Origin of the sequence: Pseudomonas sp. lyk4-TYG-107 (assembly GCF_030209055.1) — a bacterium.
Lineage (GTDB): Bacteria > Pseudomonadota > Gammaproteobacteria > Pseudomonadales > Pseudomonadaceae > Aquipseudomonas > Aquipseudomonas putida_A.
Genome location: NZ_JARVST010000010.1, coordinates 1 through 15785, shown reverse-complemented (window position 1 = coordinate 15785; position 15785 = coordinate 1). Strand labels below are relative to the sequence as shown.

Here is a 15785-nt window from a genome sequence, read left to right as displayed (position 1 = left end):
ACTCCTTTGTGCCGGTTAGTCGGCTCTATATACCAATGGTTTGTACTTTGGACAGGGCGACGGTGCCCTTGCCGGACAGGTTGAGCATCAGCTCGCCACCGGTCTGGCTGATGGTCACGCTGTTGACCGTGGCTGGCAGGTAGGTCGCCATATCGGTCGCGGTGCCATTGATCGAGGCGTTGGCTTTGACGGTATAGGTACCGGTCTTCACCAGATTGCCGTCCTTGTCCTTGCCGTCCCAGGTGAAGCTTGCGCTGCCTGCGGCGCGACTGCCCAGATCGATGGTGCGAACCACCGTGCCGCTGCTGTCGGTAATGCTGACGGTGCCACCGGCAATCGACGACGGCACGGTGACCGAACCGGTCATGCCTTTGCTTGGGTCGTCCAATTGCACGGTGTTGGTCTGCACGATCACGTTACGGCCAACCAGCGACGACGCCTGCAGGGCTTGCGAGGAGTTGTAGTTGCCGGCCAGCGAGCTGACGGTGCTGTTGAGGGTGGTAATGCCCTCAAGGCTGCTGAACTGCGCCAACTGCGCCACGAAGGCACTGTTGTCCTGCGGATCGAGCGGGTTCTGGTTTTTCAGCTGGGTGACCAGCAGTTGCAGGAACGCATCCTTGCCCAGCGCCTGGCCGCCGGTGGCGCTGTTGGTGGCCGAAGCAATGCCACCGGTGGTCGAACTGGTCTTTTTCGACGAGTTCGCCAGGATGTCATTCATGCTCAGGCTGCTGGTGGTATCGGTAACGCTCATGGCAGTCGCCCCTTATTACTGACCGAGGGTCAGTACCTTCTGCATCATGGTTTTGGCGGTGTTCATCATTTCGGCGTTGGTCTGGAACGAACGGCTCGCGGAAATCATGTCAGCCATTTCTTCCACCACGTTGACGTTCGGGTAGTAGACGTAGCCTTTGGCGTCAGCGGCCGGATGGTTCGGCTCGTAACGCGCTTCGAGGTTGCTCTGGTCTTCGACCACGCCAAGTACTTGCACGCCCTGCCCTGCGGCGTCCTGGCTCTGGAACAGCGAGTTGCTGCCAGTGTTCTGGCCGCCCTGGAACATGGTGGCGAACACCGGGTGACGGGCACGGTAGGTCTGGTCGATGCTCGACGAAACGGTTTCGGCGTTGGCGATGTTCGAAGCCACGGTGTTCAGACGCGTGGTTTGTGCGCTCATGCCGCTGCCGGCAATGTTGAAAACGCTGGACAGGGACATGGATTACTCTCCGCGCAGGGCTGACACCAGCCCTTTGAATTTGCTGTTGAGCAGGGTGAAGCTGGCCTGGAAGCCGACCGCGTTTTCCGCGTAGTTCGACTGTTCAAGCTGAGCGTCCACGGTGTTCTGGTCGATCGAAGGCTGCATCGGCGTGCGATACATCAGCGACTCGTCGCCATTGCCCAGGCCTTCAGCTTCGATGTGACGGCTGTTGGTCATGTTCAGGGCGATGGTGCCGTTGGCGTTCTTCTGGGTCTGTGCTTCAAGCACTTTGGAGAAGTCCAGATCCCGAGCCTTGTAGTTCGGGGTATCGGCGTTGGCGATGTTGTTGGCCAGGACTTCGGCACGCTGGGCGCGGAAGCCCAGTGCCTTTTCGTGAATGCCGAGCGCTTTATCGAAGCTGATGCTCATGTCGGGAACCTTCGGGTGACCGGTTTTTCGTACCTGAGCTTTAGCAAGCGCCGTGCCAAACAGAACAACCCCCCGTAAACCGGGGCTTTGCGAGGAGTCGGCAAAGCGGCAATGCCAGAAAAGCGGCAACCGGTTTCCGCTGGCTGCCGCTTTTCTGCCGCTTGTAACTGGCAACGACTATCCAATGTGGGAGCGGGCTTGCTCGCGAAGGCGTCGTGTCAGTCGACATTTGCTTTGACTGGCATACCGCATTCGCGAGCAAGCCCGCTCCCACATTGGATTGTTGTAGGCTCAGGGAAATCATCAGGCATAAAAAAACGGGAGCCCCCTAAGGACTCCCGTTTTTTTTATGCCTGCCGCTTTTGAATCACTTCGCCTGGTAAATGATCCCCGGGCTGCACTGGACCATCTGGTAATGATCCGGCAAACCGTTCAGCGCTTCGGACGCGCCAAGGAACAGGTACCCGCCCGGCTTCAATGTGCTGTGAATGCGCAACAGGATGTCTTTCTTCACCTCGGCGGAGAAGTAGATCAGCACGTTGCGGCAGAACACGATGTCGAACTTGCCCAGACTCGCGTAGCTGTCGAGCAGGTTGAACGAACGGAATTCCACCCGGTTCTTGATCGGCGCCTTGATCACCCAGCGCCCCGGCCCTTTCGGGTCGAAGTAGCGCTGCAGACGATCGGCGGACAAACCGCGACCGATCGCCAGGCTGTCGTACTCGCCGGTCTTGCAGTTGGTCAGCATGCTGCCGGATAAGTCCGTGGCAACGATCTGCACGCCCATCTTCAACTGACCGAGGTTGCTGCGCTCGAACTCGTCGATCGACATCGACAGCGAATACGGTTCCTGACCCGACGAGCACGCCGCCGACCAGATCCGCAGACGCTGGTTGGGACTGGCCTTGATTGCCTCGGGCAGCACCTTGTTCTTCAAGACTTCAAACGGATAGGTGTCCCGAAACCACAGGGTTTCGTTGGTCGTCATGGCATCGACCACCTGCTCACGCAAACCGCTGCGCGGCTGGGTCTGGATGCGCTGTACCAGCTCACCCAGGGACTTGATGCCTTGCTGCTCCATCAGTTTGTTGAGACGGCTCGAGACCAGGTACTGCTTGTTTTCACCGAGCAAAATGCCACAGGCTTTTTCCAGGAAGACCCGGAATTGTTCGAAATCCAAATTACCCGTAGACAATGATGCCGCCTCTTAAATCGTGTTGACCGCCAGGGACAAAAGGTCCCTAGCTGATATCTGCTGCTTTGATCCGGTCGACTACCCGGGATGCCAGGTCATCAGGACGGAATTTGGCCAGGAAGTCATCGGCACCGACTTTCTTGACCATCGCCTGATTGAATACCCCCGACAACGAAGTATGCAGGATGATATGAAGCTTTTGCATGCGCGGGTCGCTGCGGATCTCCGCCGTCAGGGTGTACCCGTCCATCTCCGGCATCTCGATGTCGGAAATCATCATCAGGAACTCTTCTTCCGGCTTCTTGCCCTCATCGACCAGCTTGCGCAGGTAATCCAGTGCCTGCTTGCCGTCGTTCAGCGCCACCACTTCGACCCCGACCGTCTGCAGGCAACGCGTGACCTGCTTGCGCGCCACCGACGAGTCATCGACCGTCAGCACCCGCAGCGACAACGCCTTGCTCTGGGTTTCGACATCGACCACACCGACCGAAATCGCCTCGGGCGTCGGCGCCACTTCCGCCAGCACCTTCTCGACATCGATGATTTCGACTAACTGATTGTCGACCCGAGTCACAGCCGTCAGGTAGTGATCGCGCCCGGTGCCCTTGGGCGGCGGATGGATCTCCTCCCAGTTCATGTTGACGATGCGCTCCACCGAGCGAACCAGGAAACCCTGGGTCTTGGTGTTGTACTCCGTGATGATCACGAACGGACTGTTCTTGTCTTTCAACGCCCCGGAACCGGTCGCCATTGCCAGATCAAGGATCGGAATGGTCGCCCCCCGGATATTCGCCACCCCGCACACGACAGGACTGGACTTGGGCATCAACGTCAGCGACGGGCATTGCAGCACTTCCCGCACCTTGAACACGTTGATGCCGTAGAGCTGCTGACCGTCAAGACGGAACAACAACAGCTCCAGGCGATTCTGCCCTACCAGTTGCGTGCGCTGGTTCACCGAATCCATTACACCAGCCATGCCCAGACTCCTACACCAACGCCAAGTGTTGTTGCGACGCACATTCATTGCTAAACGGCACGGCGCTTGCTTTTTAACTCGTATGAACGCTCAAACGACATTTTTCCGACGCCTGACCTCCCGCACCCGCAAAGCGCTGTGCGCGGTGTCTGCCGTCTGCTTCTTCTTCGCTGGCAGCCCTGCCGGTGCTGATACGGTTACCTTGCCTGACATGCTTATCGGCGTCACCCAGGGCTTTCTTGAGTTCACCGTAGAAGACTATCTGGCTACCAGTCAAACGGAAGGCCGCTACGAAATCGAGGTCAACCAGCTCGACCCGCGTATGCGCATGCCTATGTGCGACAAGGAATTGACAGCGTCGCTGGAGAGTCCGGCACGTCCGCTGGGCCGGGTTACGGTCAAGGTCCGGTGCGAGGGAAGCTCGCCGTGGACGGTGTTCGTGCCCGCTCAAGTCCGCCTGTTTCGCGAGATTGTCACCACCACTCGCCCGCTGAAACGCGCCGGAATTATCGAGCCGCAGGACGTGACCTTGCGTGAACGCGACATCAGCCAGATCAATCAGGGTTTCCTGACGTCGGTGGATGAAGCCATCGGGCAGAAATTGACCCGACCAACGGTCGCCGATCAGGTGATTACCCTGGTGCATCTGGAACAGGCTGAAGTGGTGCGCAAGGGTGATCAGGTGGTCATCATCGCCCGCAGCGGTACGCTCGCTGTGCGCATGCCCGGCGAAGCCCTGGCCAATGGCGGTTTGAAAGAACAGATCCGGGTGAAAAACCTCAATTCCAACCGGGTGATCAAGGCGCAGGTCATCGCGCCGGGCCAGGTGGAAGTGGCCATGTAAAACGCTCAGGCAGAAAACTGGCGCCGGCCTCGATGCTTCCCTAAACTGTGCCGCAGCAGAACACGCTTCGGCACATGCAGCTCATTGCAAAGTGAGCCTAAAGTTTTCCAGGGAATGGCCGAGAACATGGCAAGCGTCCAAATTCCCAGAGGTTTTTAACATGGTCATCGATTTCAGCCGTTTGAACAGCTCCTCGTCACTTACGGGCAGTACACGTACCAGCAACGCCAAGGAAACCGCCGAATCCGGCACCTCCGCGCCGCTGAATACCCAGGCCGAAACGGCCAGTACCGCAAAAAGCGGGGAATCGGTACACCTCAGCAATGAGGCTCAACAGTTGCAGAAGGTCACTGACAAGCTGCGCGATCAGCCTGCCGTCGACAAAGCCCGGGTGGCCGAGTTGAAAGCAGCGATTGCCGATGGCAGCTATAAAGTCGACAGCAACCGTGTAGCCAGCAAACTGCTCAACTTCGAAGCCCAGCGCTAGGCTTTTGCCGGCGCCAGGCTTTTGGACGCTTAAAACCCAAGGCCAGCCATGCACGACACTAATTTATTGCAACTGATCACCGACGACTTTGCTCCAGCTCAACAATTGCTGGAGTTGCTGCAAACCGAGTCCCTCGCTTTGCACGGTCGTGACATGCCTTTGCTCGAAGACATTCTGGCGCGCAAACAGGCATTGATCATTTTGCTTGAACAGCATGGCCGCAAGCGCAGCGAAATCCTCGCCAGCCTCAACCTGCCGCTCGACCGTCAGGGTCTGGAGCAACTGGCCAGCCACTCGAGCATTGGCGACCAGTTGCTGGCCCAGAGCGACGTGCTGACCGACCTGATTGCCCAGTGCCAGGCGGCCAACGTCAAGAACGGCCAGTCGATCCAGATTCAGCAGGCCGCCACGGCCAATCAGCTGAAAATCCTCACCGGGGGCGAGCCGCCAGCGTTGTATGACGCCTCGGGCACTTTCGCCAAACCCACCAAGCCGCGTACGCTCAGCCAGGCGTGAGCCATTCGATGTGCCTGCACTATCAACCCGCGAAACATGCTGGCAAAATGCTGGCTAGTCGTAGTCAAATTTTGTCTGGAGATTGAGAAAACGTGCCAAACGCCCTAAGCGCGGATGATAGTCCGCAGCCACCAAAGGTGCTGACCACGCCCCTGGAAATCTCCAGCAACCTGCGCCAGCTGCAAGAAAGCCACGATCCGCTGATCATCACGTTCCACGAGCGCAGCCAGCGCTTTCAGAGCTACCTGATCAAGGTCGACCGCGAAACCGCAACGATTGCCCTGGACGAAATGATCCCGCGCGATGGCGAGCGCTTTCTGCAGGCGGGCGAACCGTTCAAGGTCGAAGGCTTCCACGAGGGCGTGCGCATCGCCTGGGAATGCACCGGTACGCTGAACATTGAAGAGTCCGAGGGCGATCGCTTCTACACCGGCGACCTGCCAACCGAAGTGGTTTACCACCAGCGTCGCAACGCCTTTCGCGCAGCCCTGAAGCTGACCGATCTGGTCAGCGTCGAACTCGGCGGCGAAAAGCTCAAGGCGCCGATCAACGGCAAACTGCTGGATATTTCCGCCACCGGCTGCAAGCTGCGCTTCGAAGGCGACATTACTGATCGCCTGCAACTGGGCCAGGTCTACGACCGCATGATCGCCACCCCGCTGTTCGGCAATCAGCCCATCTCGGTCGAACTGCGTTATCTGCACTTCGAAGAAAAGCTCAACATCACCTTCGCCGGCCTGCGTTTCCACAACATCAGCGGCCAGGCAGCGCGCAACGTCGAGCGCTTCGTTTATCAGCTGCAACGTGAAGCACGCCGGTTCGATAAAGACGATCTGTGATTCGCGTGCACAATGAAAAAGGGCAGTCCTTGGCGGGACTGCCCTTTTTTATTTCTACTGTCCCGTCCTGGGCTGGAGATACCTGTGGCGAGGGGATTTATCCCCGATGGGTTGCGCAGCAGCCCCAGACCGGACGCCTCGATTCCACTGCCACTCCGCACTGAATGGCTTTAGGGCCGCTTCGCAGCCCATCGGGGATAAATCCCCTCACCACAATAAAGCGTCACTCTTTGAATATCGTTGCAATCACCCGACTCAGGGCCTGGCCCCACTGATGTCCGGTGTCGGTTTATCGCCCTCATCAGCCGGGTCAGTTTCCACCGCCGCTTCAGGCTGCACTTCGGGTTCTGGCTCAGGCTCAGGTTCCGGCGTAACCGTGGTCTGCATCTGCTCCTGTACCACCTGCTCATCCACTCGCGGATCGAGCGCTGCAACCAGCGGCGAACTCGACATGCTGTCCGGCATCGCCACGTGATGCAGCGGAGCGTCGTCGACCTGATGCAGATTGGTCACGGCTTTCGGGCGGATGCGCCACACCAGCACCAGCGCGAAGAAACTGAAAAACGCGTACAGACTCTGGCTGCCAAACAGCTTCATCAGCACACCGGCCAGTAACGGCCCGATACTGGCGCCGACACCGTAAGTCACCAGCAGCATCGCCGTCAGCGACACCCGGCGATCGCCCTCGACGTGGTCGTTGGAGAACGCCACTGCCAACGGATACAGGCAGAACTGCACCAGCGAACACATGAACCCGACGACAAACAGAACTTCCAGCGGCACCTGCGGCAGGATCGCCAACGGCAACGCCGCCACCGCGAGGAACCCGGCGAAGCAGCGGATCAGCAGCGCCCGGTCATAACGGTCGGACAACCAGCCCAACGGCCACTGCACCAGCAGCCCGGCAAAAATGCAGCTACCCATGAACAGACCGACCTGCTCGGTCGACAGCCCCTGCTGCGACGCATACAGCGGCGCCAGACCGTAGAACGAGCCGATGATCAGACCAGCACCGAGCACCGTGCTCAACGATTGCGGCACGCGCTTGATAAAGAAGCGCGGTTCCATCGGTGCCGGATGCAGCGGCGCCGGGTGAATCCGGCGGGTCAGCGCCACCGGCACCAGACACAGGGCAAAACACAGCGCGACCAGCATCAGCAGCTCCAGGCCGAGGCCCGGATGCATGACCAGAATCAACTGACCGAGCACCAGCCCCAGATACGAAGCGATCATGTAGCCGCTGAACACCAGCCCACGCTGGTTGGCGTCGGCCTGCTCGTTGAGCCAGCTCTCGATCACCATGTATTGGCACATCATGCCCAGACCGACGATGGTCCGCAGCACCAGCCACGCCGGCAGCCAGTCGACCAGGCCATGCCCGAGCACCGCCGCGCCGACGATCCCGGCACACGCCGAATACGCTCGAATGTGGCCGACCCGGGCAATCAAGCGGTGACCGATCTTGCCGCCCAGTACCAGGCCGAAATAGTTGGCCGCCATCAGCGCACCGACCCACAGTCCGTCGACATGGTCAGCAGCCAGGCGCAATGCCAGATAAGTAGATAGAAGGCCCGAGCCGATCAACATCATCAGCGAGGCGAAATACAGCGCTCGAAAGGATTTCCAGATTTGGCGCATCGGCGTTCCGAGCGGCTCCTTGCAGTGAGTATCGGACTATCAAGACGATAGCCCGACGGCGACAGTTAGTCAGGCCTGGGCTGCTAGAACACGCCGTTCCCAGGGAGTGATTTCATCAAAGAAGCTGGTCAACTCCATGGTCTTCGAAGCGATGTAGCCTTCGATGAACTCCTGTCCGAACAGTTCCCTGGCCAATTGGCTACGTTTCAGACGCTCGAGCGCGGCATGCAAGGTACACGGCAGCGAAAGATTCTCCGGCACTTCGAATTCGCCCTGAATCGCCGCAGTCGGTTCCAGCTCATGCTCGATGCCATGCAAGCCGGCGGCCAGACTCGCGGCAATCGCCAGATACGGGTTGGCATCGGCGCCAGGCAAACGGTTTTCCACGCGTCGAGCCACCGGCGAACTGGCCGGAATCCGAAGCCCTGCGGCGCGGTTGTCGTGCGACCAGCAGGCATTGTTCGGCGACGCATACGGGTGACACAGACGCTGATAGGAGTTCACGTTCGGCGCAAACAGCGCGGTGAAATCGGACATGCCCGCCTGCTGCCCACCGATGAAATGGCGGAACAGCGCCGTCGGCTGGCCGCTCTCGTCGCTGAACACATTCTTGCCGGTGGCGATCTCGACCAGGCTCTGGTGAATGTGCATCGAACTGCCCGGCGTGTGCGCCAGCGGCTTGGCCATGCACACCACGCTCAGACCATGCTTGAGCGCGACTTCCTTGAGCAGGTGTTTGAACAGGAAGGTCTGATCGGCGAGCAACAGCGGATCACCGTGCAGCAAGTTGATCTCGAACTGGCTGACGCCCATTTCATGCATGAAGGTATCGCGCGGCAGACCGAGGGCAGCCATGCATTTATAGACTTCGCTGAAGAATGGCCGCAGGCCATTGTTGGAGCTGACACTGAACGCCGACTGCCCATCCTCGCGACGCCCGTCGAGGCCGACTGGCGGACGGAACGGCTGAGTCGGATCGGTGTTCGGCGCGAAGACGAAGAATTCCAGCTCGGTCGCCACTACCGGCGCCAGACCGCGTGCGGCGTAACGGGCGATGACTTTCTTGAGTTGGCCACGGGTCGACAGGTTGGAGCTTTCGCCGCTCAGTTCGTCGGCATCGCAGATGGCCAGGGCACGTGGCTCGTCGCTCCATGGCAGGGGATGGATCATGCTCGGCTCGGCCACCAGCGCCAGGTCGCCGTCATCGCTGCCGTAAAACCGCGCCGGCGGATAACCGCCCATGATGCATTGCAGCAGCACTCCCCGCGCCATCTGCAAACGCCGCCCTTCGAGGAAACCCTCGGCGGTCATCACCTTGCCGCGCGGCACGCCGTTCAAATCCGGCGTGACACATTCAATCTCATCAATGCCGGTCAGTCGCTGCGCGAGTGAACGCTGGCCATCGGTTGTCATGACGCAATCCTTGTTATTGTGCGAGCCGCAAGCGGCGACCCGTACAAAATAGGCTCCGGCTGTTCGGAATATCAAGCAGCGTCAAACAAAAACCCGGGTCACGGCAGATAAAGGCTGAACACCCCGCCACCCAACGGCCCGCCATTGCGAATTTCGGTGTGCCCGACCACGCCATTGCGCTGATGCAAAGCAGCAATGCGATTGGCGAAATACAGGCCCAGGCCGGTGCTGCCGCTGCCGTGATTGATGCCCTGCACGTAATCGGCTTGACGCTCGAGCATCTCGGCCGGGTAACCGTCGCCGTCATCGTTGATGCTCAACACCAGTTGCCCGGCCTCGTCGCTGACGGTAATCAGCAGCGACTCGCGGGCATAACGAATCGCGTTGTTGATGCAGTTGCCCAATACCGACGCCACCAATTCGCGATCGAAGAAACCCAGCGGGCTCAGCGGATCAACTTCGTAGGTAGCAATGATCCCGCGACTGGCGAACACCTCTTGATGCGCGGCCAGTTGCGCCTCAATGAAATCATCCAGCTCGTGATACGCCGGTTGCAGCGGCAACTGGTTGACGCCGAGCTTGTACAGTCCAAGCAGTTGCACCAGCATGCCGTTGAGGTGGGCGAACTCGAAGTCGATCACACCCTGCTCCGCCCCACCGCGTTGCGCTTCGGGCAAGCGCGCCAGCCATTGGCTGTGGGCTTGCATCAGCATCGCCAGCGAGTTCTTCATGTCGTGAACGGTGGAGGCGATCACCGTGGAAAAATCCAGCGCCTGCTCGTCTTGGTTCATTCGCCAAACGCCTTGCTTTTCAGCTTCTGATAACGCGCATAACGCGCGTCGGTGTCGGGCATCAGGCCGACCATTTTCAGGCAGGCCCGACATTCTTCCAGCTCCGCCGACGGCACACTGGTGTCGGTGCCGTGCAGCAGCGACTGGGCCATGTTCAGCGCGATACTGATGTTCTTCGGTTGCATCTTCAGCGCCTTGCGGAACACCTCGCGGGCCTCCACCAGGTTGCCGGTCTTGTACACGCGCACGCCCTGACGGTTGAGGTCGGCGGCAGCGTTGCTCGAACTGAGGATAGTCGGGTCGTCGGTGAGCTTGGCGATGTCTTTCATCACCGCCGGATCGTCACCGTAGATCTCCGCACAGCTCTTGAGCATCGAAGTGCCTGCCTCGGCCTGACCGAGCATCTGCAATTGCTTGGCGACCAGCAGCGCCGCTTCAGGGCTCATGAACTGTTCCATGCCGTCGAGGCGCATCAGCGCTTGTTCGGTGAGCTTGTCGGCGGTCTCGGCATCGTTGAGCAGCAGACTGGTGGCCTTCATCAGCCGCGCACGAATCTGCAGGCCGGGGTCAGACGGGTTCTCTTTGGCGACGGCGCTGAGCGTGGTGTTGATCTCCAGCCGCGTGCGCGTGTCGAGCCCGCGCTCACTGCCCTTGCTGATCAAGGCATGGGCCAGGCCGAGGTTGCTTTCCGGGTCCTTGAACCGCGACTGCGCGCCCTGCGCCACCGCCTGACGATAGGCCCGGGACGCGGTGTCGAAATCCTCGTTGGCCATCGCCAGTTTGCCGAGCAACGCCTGCCGGCGCACCGCCAGCGGCGACAAACGAATCGCCTCTTCCAGCACCCGCTGCGCGCCTTTGGTATCGCCCTCGGCGACCAGCACATCGGCCATGCCGTCGTACAGCGCCGGCATCATCGGGAACACTTTCAGCGCCTTTTCGTAAACATCTTTGGCCTGCGCCACTTGCCCACGCTTGAACAGCAACTTGCCCAGCCCGGCAAACGCCCACGGCAATGGCCGGTCAGCGATGATGCTGTCATAGAGGCGTTCGAGCGCTTCGTTCTGGTTCATGTCGCGCAGCGCATCGGCGCGATAACGCAGGCACAGCGGCGAATAACGGATGTCCTGCTTGCACAGCGCAATACAGGCATTGAGCACCTCGACCGGTTTACCGCGATCAAGGGCTTGCAGAATCGGTTTGAGCAACGTCTTGCGCTGCTCCAGACGCTCCAGGCGCTGCGCCAGACCGGAGCGGTTGAACGGCTTGGTCAGGTAAGCATCCGGCTCATGCTCCAGCGCACTGAGCACCATCGCCTGACTGGTCTCGGCCGTCACCATGACAAACACCGCTTCATGGCTGATGAGCTTTTCCGACATCAGGTCTTCCAGCACCTGCTGGCCGTTCTTCTTGCCGTCGCCGAGGTGGAAATCCTGCAGGATGAAATCATAGGACTTCTGCGCACACATCTTCAGCGCCTGCTCACCGGTATCGGCGGTATCCACATCCTTGACCCCCAGTTCGCGCAGCATCGAGCGTACGGAACTGCGGAAATCCGAGAAATCATCGACGATCAGAAAACTCTTTTGGTGATACGACAGCATCGAGGATTTCCAGGCAATTGAAGTGAGGGCAATTTCAGGCGCGCAGATGATAGCTGCCGGCCAAATGCTATCAAGCGATTTCACGCGACTTTTAAGTCACCGAGTGGGTTATCGGCCACAAGTGACGTTCTCTGAAGCGGACACTTCAAGATTCCTCGCGCAGCGATTAACCTGCGCACCGACTCACCTTTTCCCCCTACAAGGTTTATCTCGTGTACATCAAAGGACGTTGCATCATGTCCGCCTGTGCGCTGCTGTTTTTCCAGCAGGCGATGGCGGGCGGAATGGATTGTGCGAAAGCGGCGAGTGCCGTGGAGAAGGCTGTCTGTGCGGATAAAGGGTTGTATGCGCTGGATGCGCAGATGGGTGCGGCTTATCGGGAGCTGATGAAGATCTCCGGTGATGAGCAATCTGAACTTAAGCGCACACAACGGTTGTGGCTCAAGACACGTAATCAGTGCGAAGCGGATATTGCTTGCCTTGAACAAAGTTATCGTGGCCGGTTGAAGTTATTACAGGCGCAGCAGATGGATGCCGTTGCGCACAGACCGACCGACATCGACAAACAGGTTCTGGAAGATCTGCAACGCAGCATTCAGGCGGCCAGCGAGGGCGGCAATCGCGAGGTGGCGGTTGAACGAGTGCTGGCTTCACTGGCTTTCAACTCTGAAGAGGCATCGTTTTCAGGCGACTCCGACAAAGAAAACCCCAGCGAGCAAACGCACTTTCCAGCTTCGATTCCCAAAGACGTTACACCGGATGAATGGAAGGCATTGACCGCCACCGAAATCGATGCGGCAGCAGAAACCGGTCAAACCTCCTACTCGTTGCTGGACATGGACGGCGACGGGCAACGAGACCTGATCGTCCAGACTTACGCCGGTGGCACCGGCATGTTCACCTACGTGGAAACCTGGCGCCGAGACGGTGACCATTTTGTCAAAAGGTCTCCTGAGCCTGAAAGCGCGCTGTTCTATACCAATGATCGCGGAGCCAACCAATCGGCGTACTGGATCAAGGCTCGGGGCAATATTTACCTCGCCTACCGCAACGGTGCCTACGGCGTTGATCACATCTACTTGCTCAATCCGTTGAAGATCAACCGTGAAGTGCCTACCGTGACGGTGCGATATGGCTACTACTTAAACGTGCCCACCACCCAACACAAGGATGACGGCGCCAGCACCTTTGAGTTGGAACCTGATCTGCGGCTTACGCTCAATCAGGCAATCACCAAGGCTAACGAAGCACGCCCCCGTAAACCGGACACTCAGCGCACGCCTCTTTGCCCGATTCCTGCAACAGGCGCAGGCGAGAGCGATTACTACAGCTACGGCCCGGTGCATTACTCGGTGGAAGATGTTTTCGACCTGCCGGTGATTATCGGTAACGAATGCTACATCGGAAAACTGGTTGACTGGTTTGGCAGCTACGACGAAAAACATGGCTTGTTTGCACAACTGGCACTGCGAAAACCGGACATTGATGCAGATGGGCGCAGTTTCGAGGTCAACGGGCGACGGCATGTGATCGAAGTCAGCACCTCAATTGGCAAGGCCGACGGCGGAGCACTGAACTGAGCCACCTATCACGAGCATGAAAAAGCCCCGCCAGATCATCCTGTGCGGGGCTTTTTATTCGAACCGTTGTAAGGCTCTGAATGATGGTGTCCCAGGGCAGGTTCGAACTGCCAACCTTCCCCTTAGGAGGGGGATGCTCTATCCAATTGAGCTACTGAGACACTGAGTTGTCGCGGCCGGACACGGCGCGACGGACGGCGTGCATGTTAACGGCCAGCCCCTGATTTGTCATGTCGTCCGTGGGCTTTTTAAGTGTAGGCAGGCGCCTTGCAATGCTGCGGGAACATTTACCGTGCAATTTGCACTACCACAAAAAGCCATCATTGCAGAATGCAACCCTCACCCTGTGAAAAACCCTTCCAAATCCTTGTTTTTAAAGGACTTCACAGCGGTTAGACTGTTGGCACGACGGCTGCTTTGTCTGTTCTCATAACAGCACAAACGGAGTCCGCCCCATGAACAGCACTCTTCTGCTCGCAAACGCTATCGCACTGGCGGTTTTGGTTGGCTTTCATTTTGTTCCAGAGAGTGCTGAACCGGTAGCTCAGCGTATGCCGCATTATTTGCAGGTGCAGAAAGCGCCGCAGTTGGCGGTGCTGAGCGATCAGAGCGACTACGCGGCGCAGGCAGTCAATGAGCCTGAGCAAGCAATGCCGACGCGCGACACCGAACGTCTGGTTTTTTGAAATATCTTCAGGAGTACAGCATGTCCAGATCAGCCGCAGGATTTCTGATCCTCGCCTTATTGAGTGGCGTTGTGCATTTTTCGCTGTTCGAGGAAACCTCAGTCACCCTGCCCCTGATTGGCTGCGGCGTGTTTGCGGTGTTGTTTGTGCTGGCCCTGGTGGCCGGGCGCAGGATCAAGTTTGATCCGGTGCTGCGTTAAGACGGATCAAGCCCAGCAGTTGCTTGACGGCGTCCGCCAGGTCGCCCGAGTTGTCGATCAGATGCACGGGCAAGTCAGTTGCCCTTCTGTCCTTGAACAGCGAATTGCGCGCCAGCCTCGCATCGATCTGCTCAGGCGTCTCCCGCCCTCGTCTGAGCAGGCGTTCACGCAAGACCTCATCCTTGACCGTCAGCAGTACCGGCAGCAGCGTCGGATAGCGCTCAAGCGCCTGACGCAGGTTGGCGCGTGAGCCGTTCACCAGCACAGATCGTCCAGCGCGCAACCATTCGTCGATTTCTGCCGGGATACCATAAGCCAGCCCATTGGCCTGCCAGGACAGCGAGAAATCCCCGGCTTGCTGGCGTCGCTCGAACTCTTCGGGCGTCACGCTGATGGCATCCTCACCCACCGATTCCGCTGATCGGGTAATCACTCTGCGGATGATTTCGCATTTCAACTCACGCAAAGGCTCACGCGCGGCCTCGATCAGGCTGTCCTTGCCTGAACCGGAGGGTCCCATCAGATAAATAAGCCTGCCATCCATCCTGAAAACGCCCTCCAACGGGTGTTTGCCCTAGTAAATCGGCAAATTGCCACTATCCTGTACAGGTAAGGAACAAGGATTGAAAGCCGCATAGCATGCACGTTCTGACGTCTTCGGACATCAACTGATGTGCACCCGGAAGCGGTCATTGATGCGGACCAAGGCAAAGTTTTCCAACCAGTCCGCATTTCTGATAATTGGTGCTGGCATTACGCCTTTACCCAGCTCAATATTTGTCACAGAATTGACGCCAATGATCTGGCAATTTTGAGGCATGATGCGGGCCTCTTAACAATTCAGGTTGAACCATTTGGCGCGGATGCTTGTCCTACCACACATCCTGCGGCCAATCCCGAGAACCGCTCCCCTGAACTAACCGGTTAAATATATGCGCCCATTGAAACAGGCAATTTATTCCAGCCGTACGGCTGACAAGTTCGTCGTACGTCTGCCAGACGGGATGCGTGAACGCATTGCCGAGGTGGCTCGCAATCATCATCGCAGCATGAACTCCGAAATCATTGCGCGCCTTGAGCAGAGTCTTATTCAGGAAGGTGCACTGGGCGAAGAGTTGAGCATGCGCCTGGACAGCCCGGAGCTTTCGCTGCATGAGCGTGAGCTGCTGCAACGCTTCCGTCAGCTGTCGCACCGTCAACAGAACGCACTGGTGTCGCTGATCGCTCACGACGCCGAGATGGCCGCAGACGCGTCCTGAGTTGTGCCGAACATCTCAAGCCAGCTTAAGTGCTGGCTTTTTTTTGTTTGAAATCTGACCCTCACTACAAATAAAGACACATGTCGCGTCCTGAATAAGGTTTACACCTTCTGACCAATCTTCAGGAGGATTCAAT

The 15785-nt window shown here is 58.5% G+C and carries 18 protein-coding genes and 1 tRNA gene; 8 read left to right on the top strand and 11 right to left on the bottom strand.

Annotated elements, in window-relative coordinates:
- Positions 1-25: 25 nt before the first annotated feature.
- The 5 genes from flgD to QRN61_RS10560 all read right to left on the bottom strand — a co-directional run bounded on the left by flgD (position 26) and on the right by QRN61_RS10560 (position 3795).
- Entirely contained in the window at positions 26-751 is a 726-nt protein-coding gene (flgD, locus tag QRN61_RS10580; RefSeq protein ID WP_285373745.1) for a flagellar hook assembly protein FlgD, read from the bottom strand.
- A 15-nt stretch (positions 752-766) separates the two neighbouring features.
- Positions 767-1210 (bottom strand): flagellar basal body rod protein FlgC, encoded by a 444-nt coding sequence (gene flgC / locus QRN61_RS10575; RefSeq protein ID WP_007963049.1) that lies wholly within the window; start codon positions 1208-1210, stop codon positions 767-769.
- Positions 1211-1213: 3 nt separating this feature from the next.
- Positions 1214-1621: a flagellar basal body rod protein FlgB gene (gene flgB, locus QRN61_RS10570; RefSeq protein WP_007917581.1), complete on the bottom strand. Its 408-nt coding sequence runs from the start codon at positions 1619-1621 to the stop codon at positions 1214-1216.
- 367 nt (positions 1622-1988) lie between these two features.
- Complete coding sequence (gene cheR, locus QRN61_RS10565) at positions 1989-2816, bottom strand: protein-glutamate O-methyltransferase CheR (protein WP_007963053.1); 828 nt, start codon at positions 2814-2816, stop codon at positions 1989-1991.
- A gap of 46 nt (positions 2817-2862) precedes the next feature.
- Positions 2863-3795, bottom strand: coding sequence for a chemotaxis protein CheV (locus QRN61_RS10560; protein WP_041074300.1), 933 nt, complete (start codon positions 3793-3795; stop codon positions 2863-2865).
- 82 nt (positions 3796-3877) lie between these two features.
- On the opposite strand from QRN61_RS10560, the gene flgA reads away from it, so the two are divergent.
- From flgA to QRN61_RS10540, 4 genes are all read left to right on the top strand, one after another.
- Positions 3878-4639: a flagellar basal body P-ring formation chaperone FlgA gene (gene flgA, locus QRN61_RS10555; RefSeq protein ID WP_027612276.1), complete on the top strand. Its 762-nt coding sequence runs from the start codon at positions 3878-3880 to the stop codon at positions 4637-4639.
- Between the two features lie 160 nt (positions 4640-4799).
- Positions 4800-5126, top strand: coding sequence for a flagellar biosynthesis anti-sigma factor FlgM (gene flgM / locus QRN61_RS10550; protein ID WP_007917589.1), 327 nt, complete (start codon positions 4800-4802; stop codon positions 5124-5126).
- Positions 5127-5174: 48 nt separating this feature from the next.
- On the top strand, positions 5175-5642 hold the full coding sequence (locus QRN61_RS10545; protein ID WP_007963060.1) for a flagella synthesis protein FlgN: 468 nt from the start codon (positions 5175-5177) through the stop codon (positions 5640-5642).
- Between the two features lie 92 nt (positions 5643-5734).
- On the top strand, positions 5735-6481 hold the full coding sequence (locus QRN61_RS10540) for a flagellar brake protein (RefSeq protein WP_139054861.1): 747 nt from the start codon (positions 5735-5737) through the stop codon (positions 6479-6481).
- 255 nt (positions 6482-6736) lie between these two features.
- Here the strand turns inward: QRN61_RS10540 and QRN61_RS10535 are convergent, their stop codons facing one another.
- The 4 genes from QRN61_RS10535 to QRN61_RS10520 all read right to left on the bottom strand — a co-directional run bounded on the left by QRN61_RS10535 (position 6737) and on the right by QRN61_RS10520 (position 11924).
- Positions 6737-8119: an MFS transporter gene (locus QRN61_RS10535; protein WP_285373744.1), complete on the bottom strand. Its 1383-nt coding sequence runs from the start codon at positions 8117-8119 to the stop codon at positions 6737-6739.
- A gap of 69 nt (positions 8120-8188) precedes the next feature.
- The gene (locus QRN61_RS10530; RefSeq protein ID WP_285373760.1) at positions 8189-9430 is read right to left on the bottom strand and encodes a glutamine synthetase family protein; all 1242 of its coding nucleotides are present in this window, start codon (positions 9428-9430) and stop codon (positions 8189-8191) included.
- A gap of 200 nt (positions 9431-9630) precedes the next feature.
- The gene (locus QRN61_RS10525; protein WP_097085806.1) at positions 9631-10323 is read right to left on the bottom strand and encodes a sensor histidine kinase; all 693 of its coding nucleotides are present in this window, start codon (positions 10321-10323) and stop codon (positions 9631-9633) included.
- On the bottom strand, positions 10320-11924 hold the full coding sequence (locus QRN61_RS10520; protein ID WP_047295822.1) for a tetratricopeptide repeat-containing response regulator: 1605 nt from the start codon (positions 11922-11924) through the stop codon (positions 10320-10322). Before QRN61_RS10520 ends, QRN61_RS10525 begins: the two co-directional genes overlap by 4 nt.
- Positions 11925-12160: 236 nt before the next feature.
- Here QRN61_RS10520 and QRN61_RS10515 point away from each other — a divergent pair, with 236 nt between their 5' ends.
- Positions 12161-13504: a lysozyme inhibitor LprI family protein gene (locus tag QRN61_RS10515; RefSeq protein ID WP_285373743.1), complete on the top strand. Its 1344-nt coding sequence runs from the start codon at positions 12161-12163 to the stop codon at positions 13502-13504.
- A gap of 84 nt (positions 13505-13588) precedes the next feature.
- Here QRN61_RS10515 and QRN61_RS10510 read toward each other — a convergent pair.
- Positions 13589-13665: transfer RNA gene (locus QRN61_RS10510), tRNA-Arg, on the bottom strand.
- A gap of 294 nt (positions 13666-13959) precedes the next feature.
- Here QRN61_RS10510 and QRN61_RS10505 point away from each other — a divergent pair.
- Complete coding sequence (locus QRN61_RS10505) at positions 13960-14190, top strand: hypothetical protein (RefSeq protein ID WP_027612268.1); 231 nt, start codon at positions 13960-13962, stop codon at positions 14188-14190.
- Between the two features lie 20 nt (positions 14191-14210).
- Positions 14211-14390: a PA3371 family protein gene (locus tag QRN61_RS10500; RefSeq protein ID WP_027612267.1), complete on the top strand. Its 180-nt coding sequence runs from the start codon at positions 14211-14213 to the stop codon at positions 14388-14390.
- Here the strand turns inward: QRN61_RS10500 and phnN are convergent.
- Entirely contained in the window at positions 14365-14934 is a 570-nt protein-coding gene (phnN, locus tag QRN61_RS10495; RefSeq protein WP_285373742.1) for a phosphonate metabolism protein/1,5-bisphosphokinase (PRPP-forming) PhnN, read from the bottom strand. The genes QRN61_RS10500 and phnN overlap by 26 nt on opposite strands.
- Before the next feature lie 388 nt (positions 14935-15322).
- On the opposite strand from phnN, the gene QRN61_RS10490 reads away from it, so the two are divergent.
- Positions 15323-15649, top strand: a complete 327-nt coding sequence (locus tag QRN61_RS10490) for an Arc family DNA-binding protein (RefSeq protein WP_003178899.1) — start codon at positions 15323-15325, stop codon at positions 15647-15649.
- Positions 15650-15785 lie beyond the last annotated feature (136 nt).

Coding starts and splice junctions, on each gene's coding strand:
- flgM (WP_007917589.1), top strand. CDS start 4,800: ATGGTCATCGATTTCAGCCGTTTGAACAGCTCCTCGTCACTTACGGGC.
- QRN61_RS10525 (WP_097085806.1), bottom strand. CDS start 10,323: ATGAACCAAGACGAGCAGGCGCTGGATTTTTCCACGGTGATCGCCTCC.
- flgA (WP_027612276.1), top strand. CDS start 3,878: ATGAACGCTCAAACGACATTTTTCCGACGCCTGACCTCCCGCACCCGC.
- flgD (WP_285373745.1), bottom strand. CDS start 751: ATGAGCGTTACCGATACCACCAGCAGCCTGAGCATGAATGACATCCTG.
- QRN61_RS10520 (WP_047295822.1), bottom strand. CDS start 11,924: ATGCTGTCGTATCACCAAAAGAGTTTTCTGATCGTCGATGATTTCTCG.
- QRN61_RS10545 (WP_007963060.1), top strand. CDS start 5,175: ATGCACGACACTAATTTATTGCAACTGATCACCGACGACTTTGCTCCA.
- QRN61_RS10500 (WP_027612267.1), top strand. CDS start 14,211: ATGTCCAGATCAGCCGCAGGATTTCTGATCCTCGCCTTATTGAGTGGC.
- QRN61_RS10490 (WP_003178899.1), top strand. CDS start 15,323: ATGCGCCCATTGAAACAGGCAATTTATTCCAGCCGTACGGCTGACAAG.
- QRN61_RS10505 (WP_027612268.1), top strand. CDS start 13,960: ATGAACAGCACTCTTCTGCTCGCAAACGCTATCGCACTGGCGGTTTTG.
- QRN61_RS10515 (WP_285373743.1), top strand. CDS start 12,161: ATGTCCGCCTGTGCGCTGCTGTTTTTCCAGCAGGCGATGGCGGGCGGA.
- QRN61_RS10560 (WP_041074300.1), bottom strand. CDS start 3,795: ATGGCTGGTGTAATGGATTCGGTGAACCAGCGCACGCAACTGGTAGGG.
- flgC (WP_007963049.1), bottom strand. CDS start 1,210: ATGTCCCTGTCCAGCGTTTTCAACATTGCCGGCAGCGGCATGAGCGCA.
- flgB (WP_007917581.1), bottom strand. CDS start 1,621: ATGAGCATCAGCTTCGATAAAGCGCTCGGCATTCACGAAAAGGCACTG.
- QRN61_RS10530 (WP_285373760.1), bottom strand. CDS start 9,430: ATGACCGCCGAGGGTTTCCTCGAAGGGCGGCGTTTGCAGATGGCGCGG.
- phnN (WP_285373742.1), bottom strand. CDS start 14,934: ATGGATGGCAGGCTTATTTATCTGATGGGACCCTCCGGTTCAGGCAAG.
- QRN61_RS10535 (WP_285373744.1), bottom strand. CDS start 8,119: ATGCGCCAAATCTGGAAATCCTTTCGAGCGCTGTATTTCGCCTCGCTG.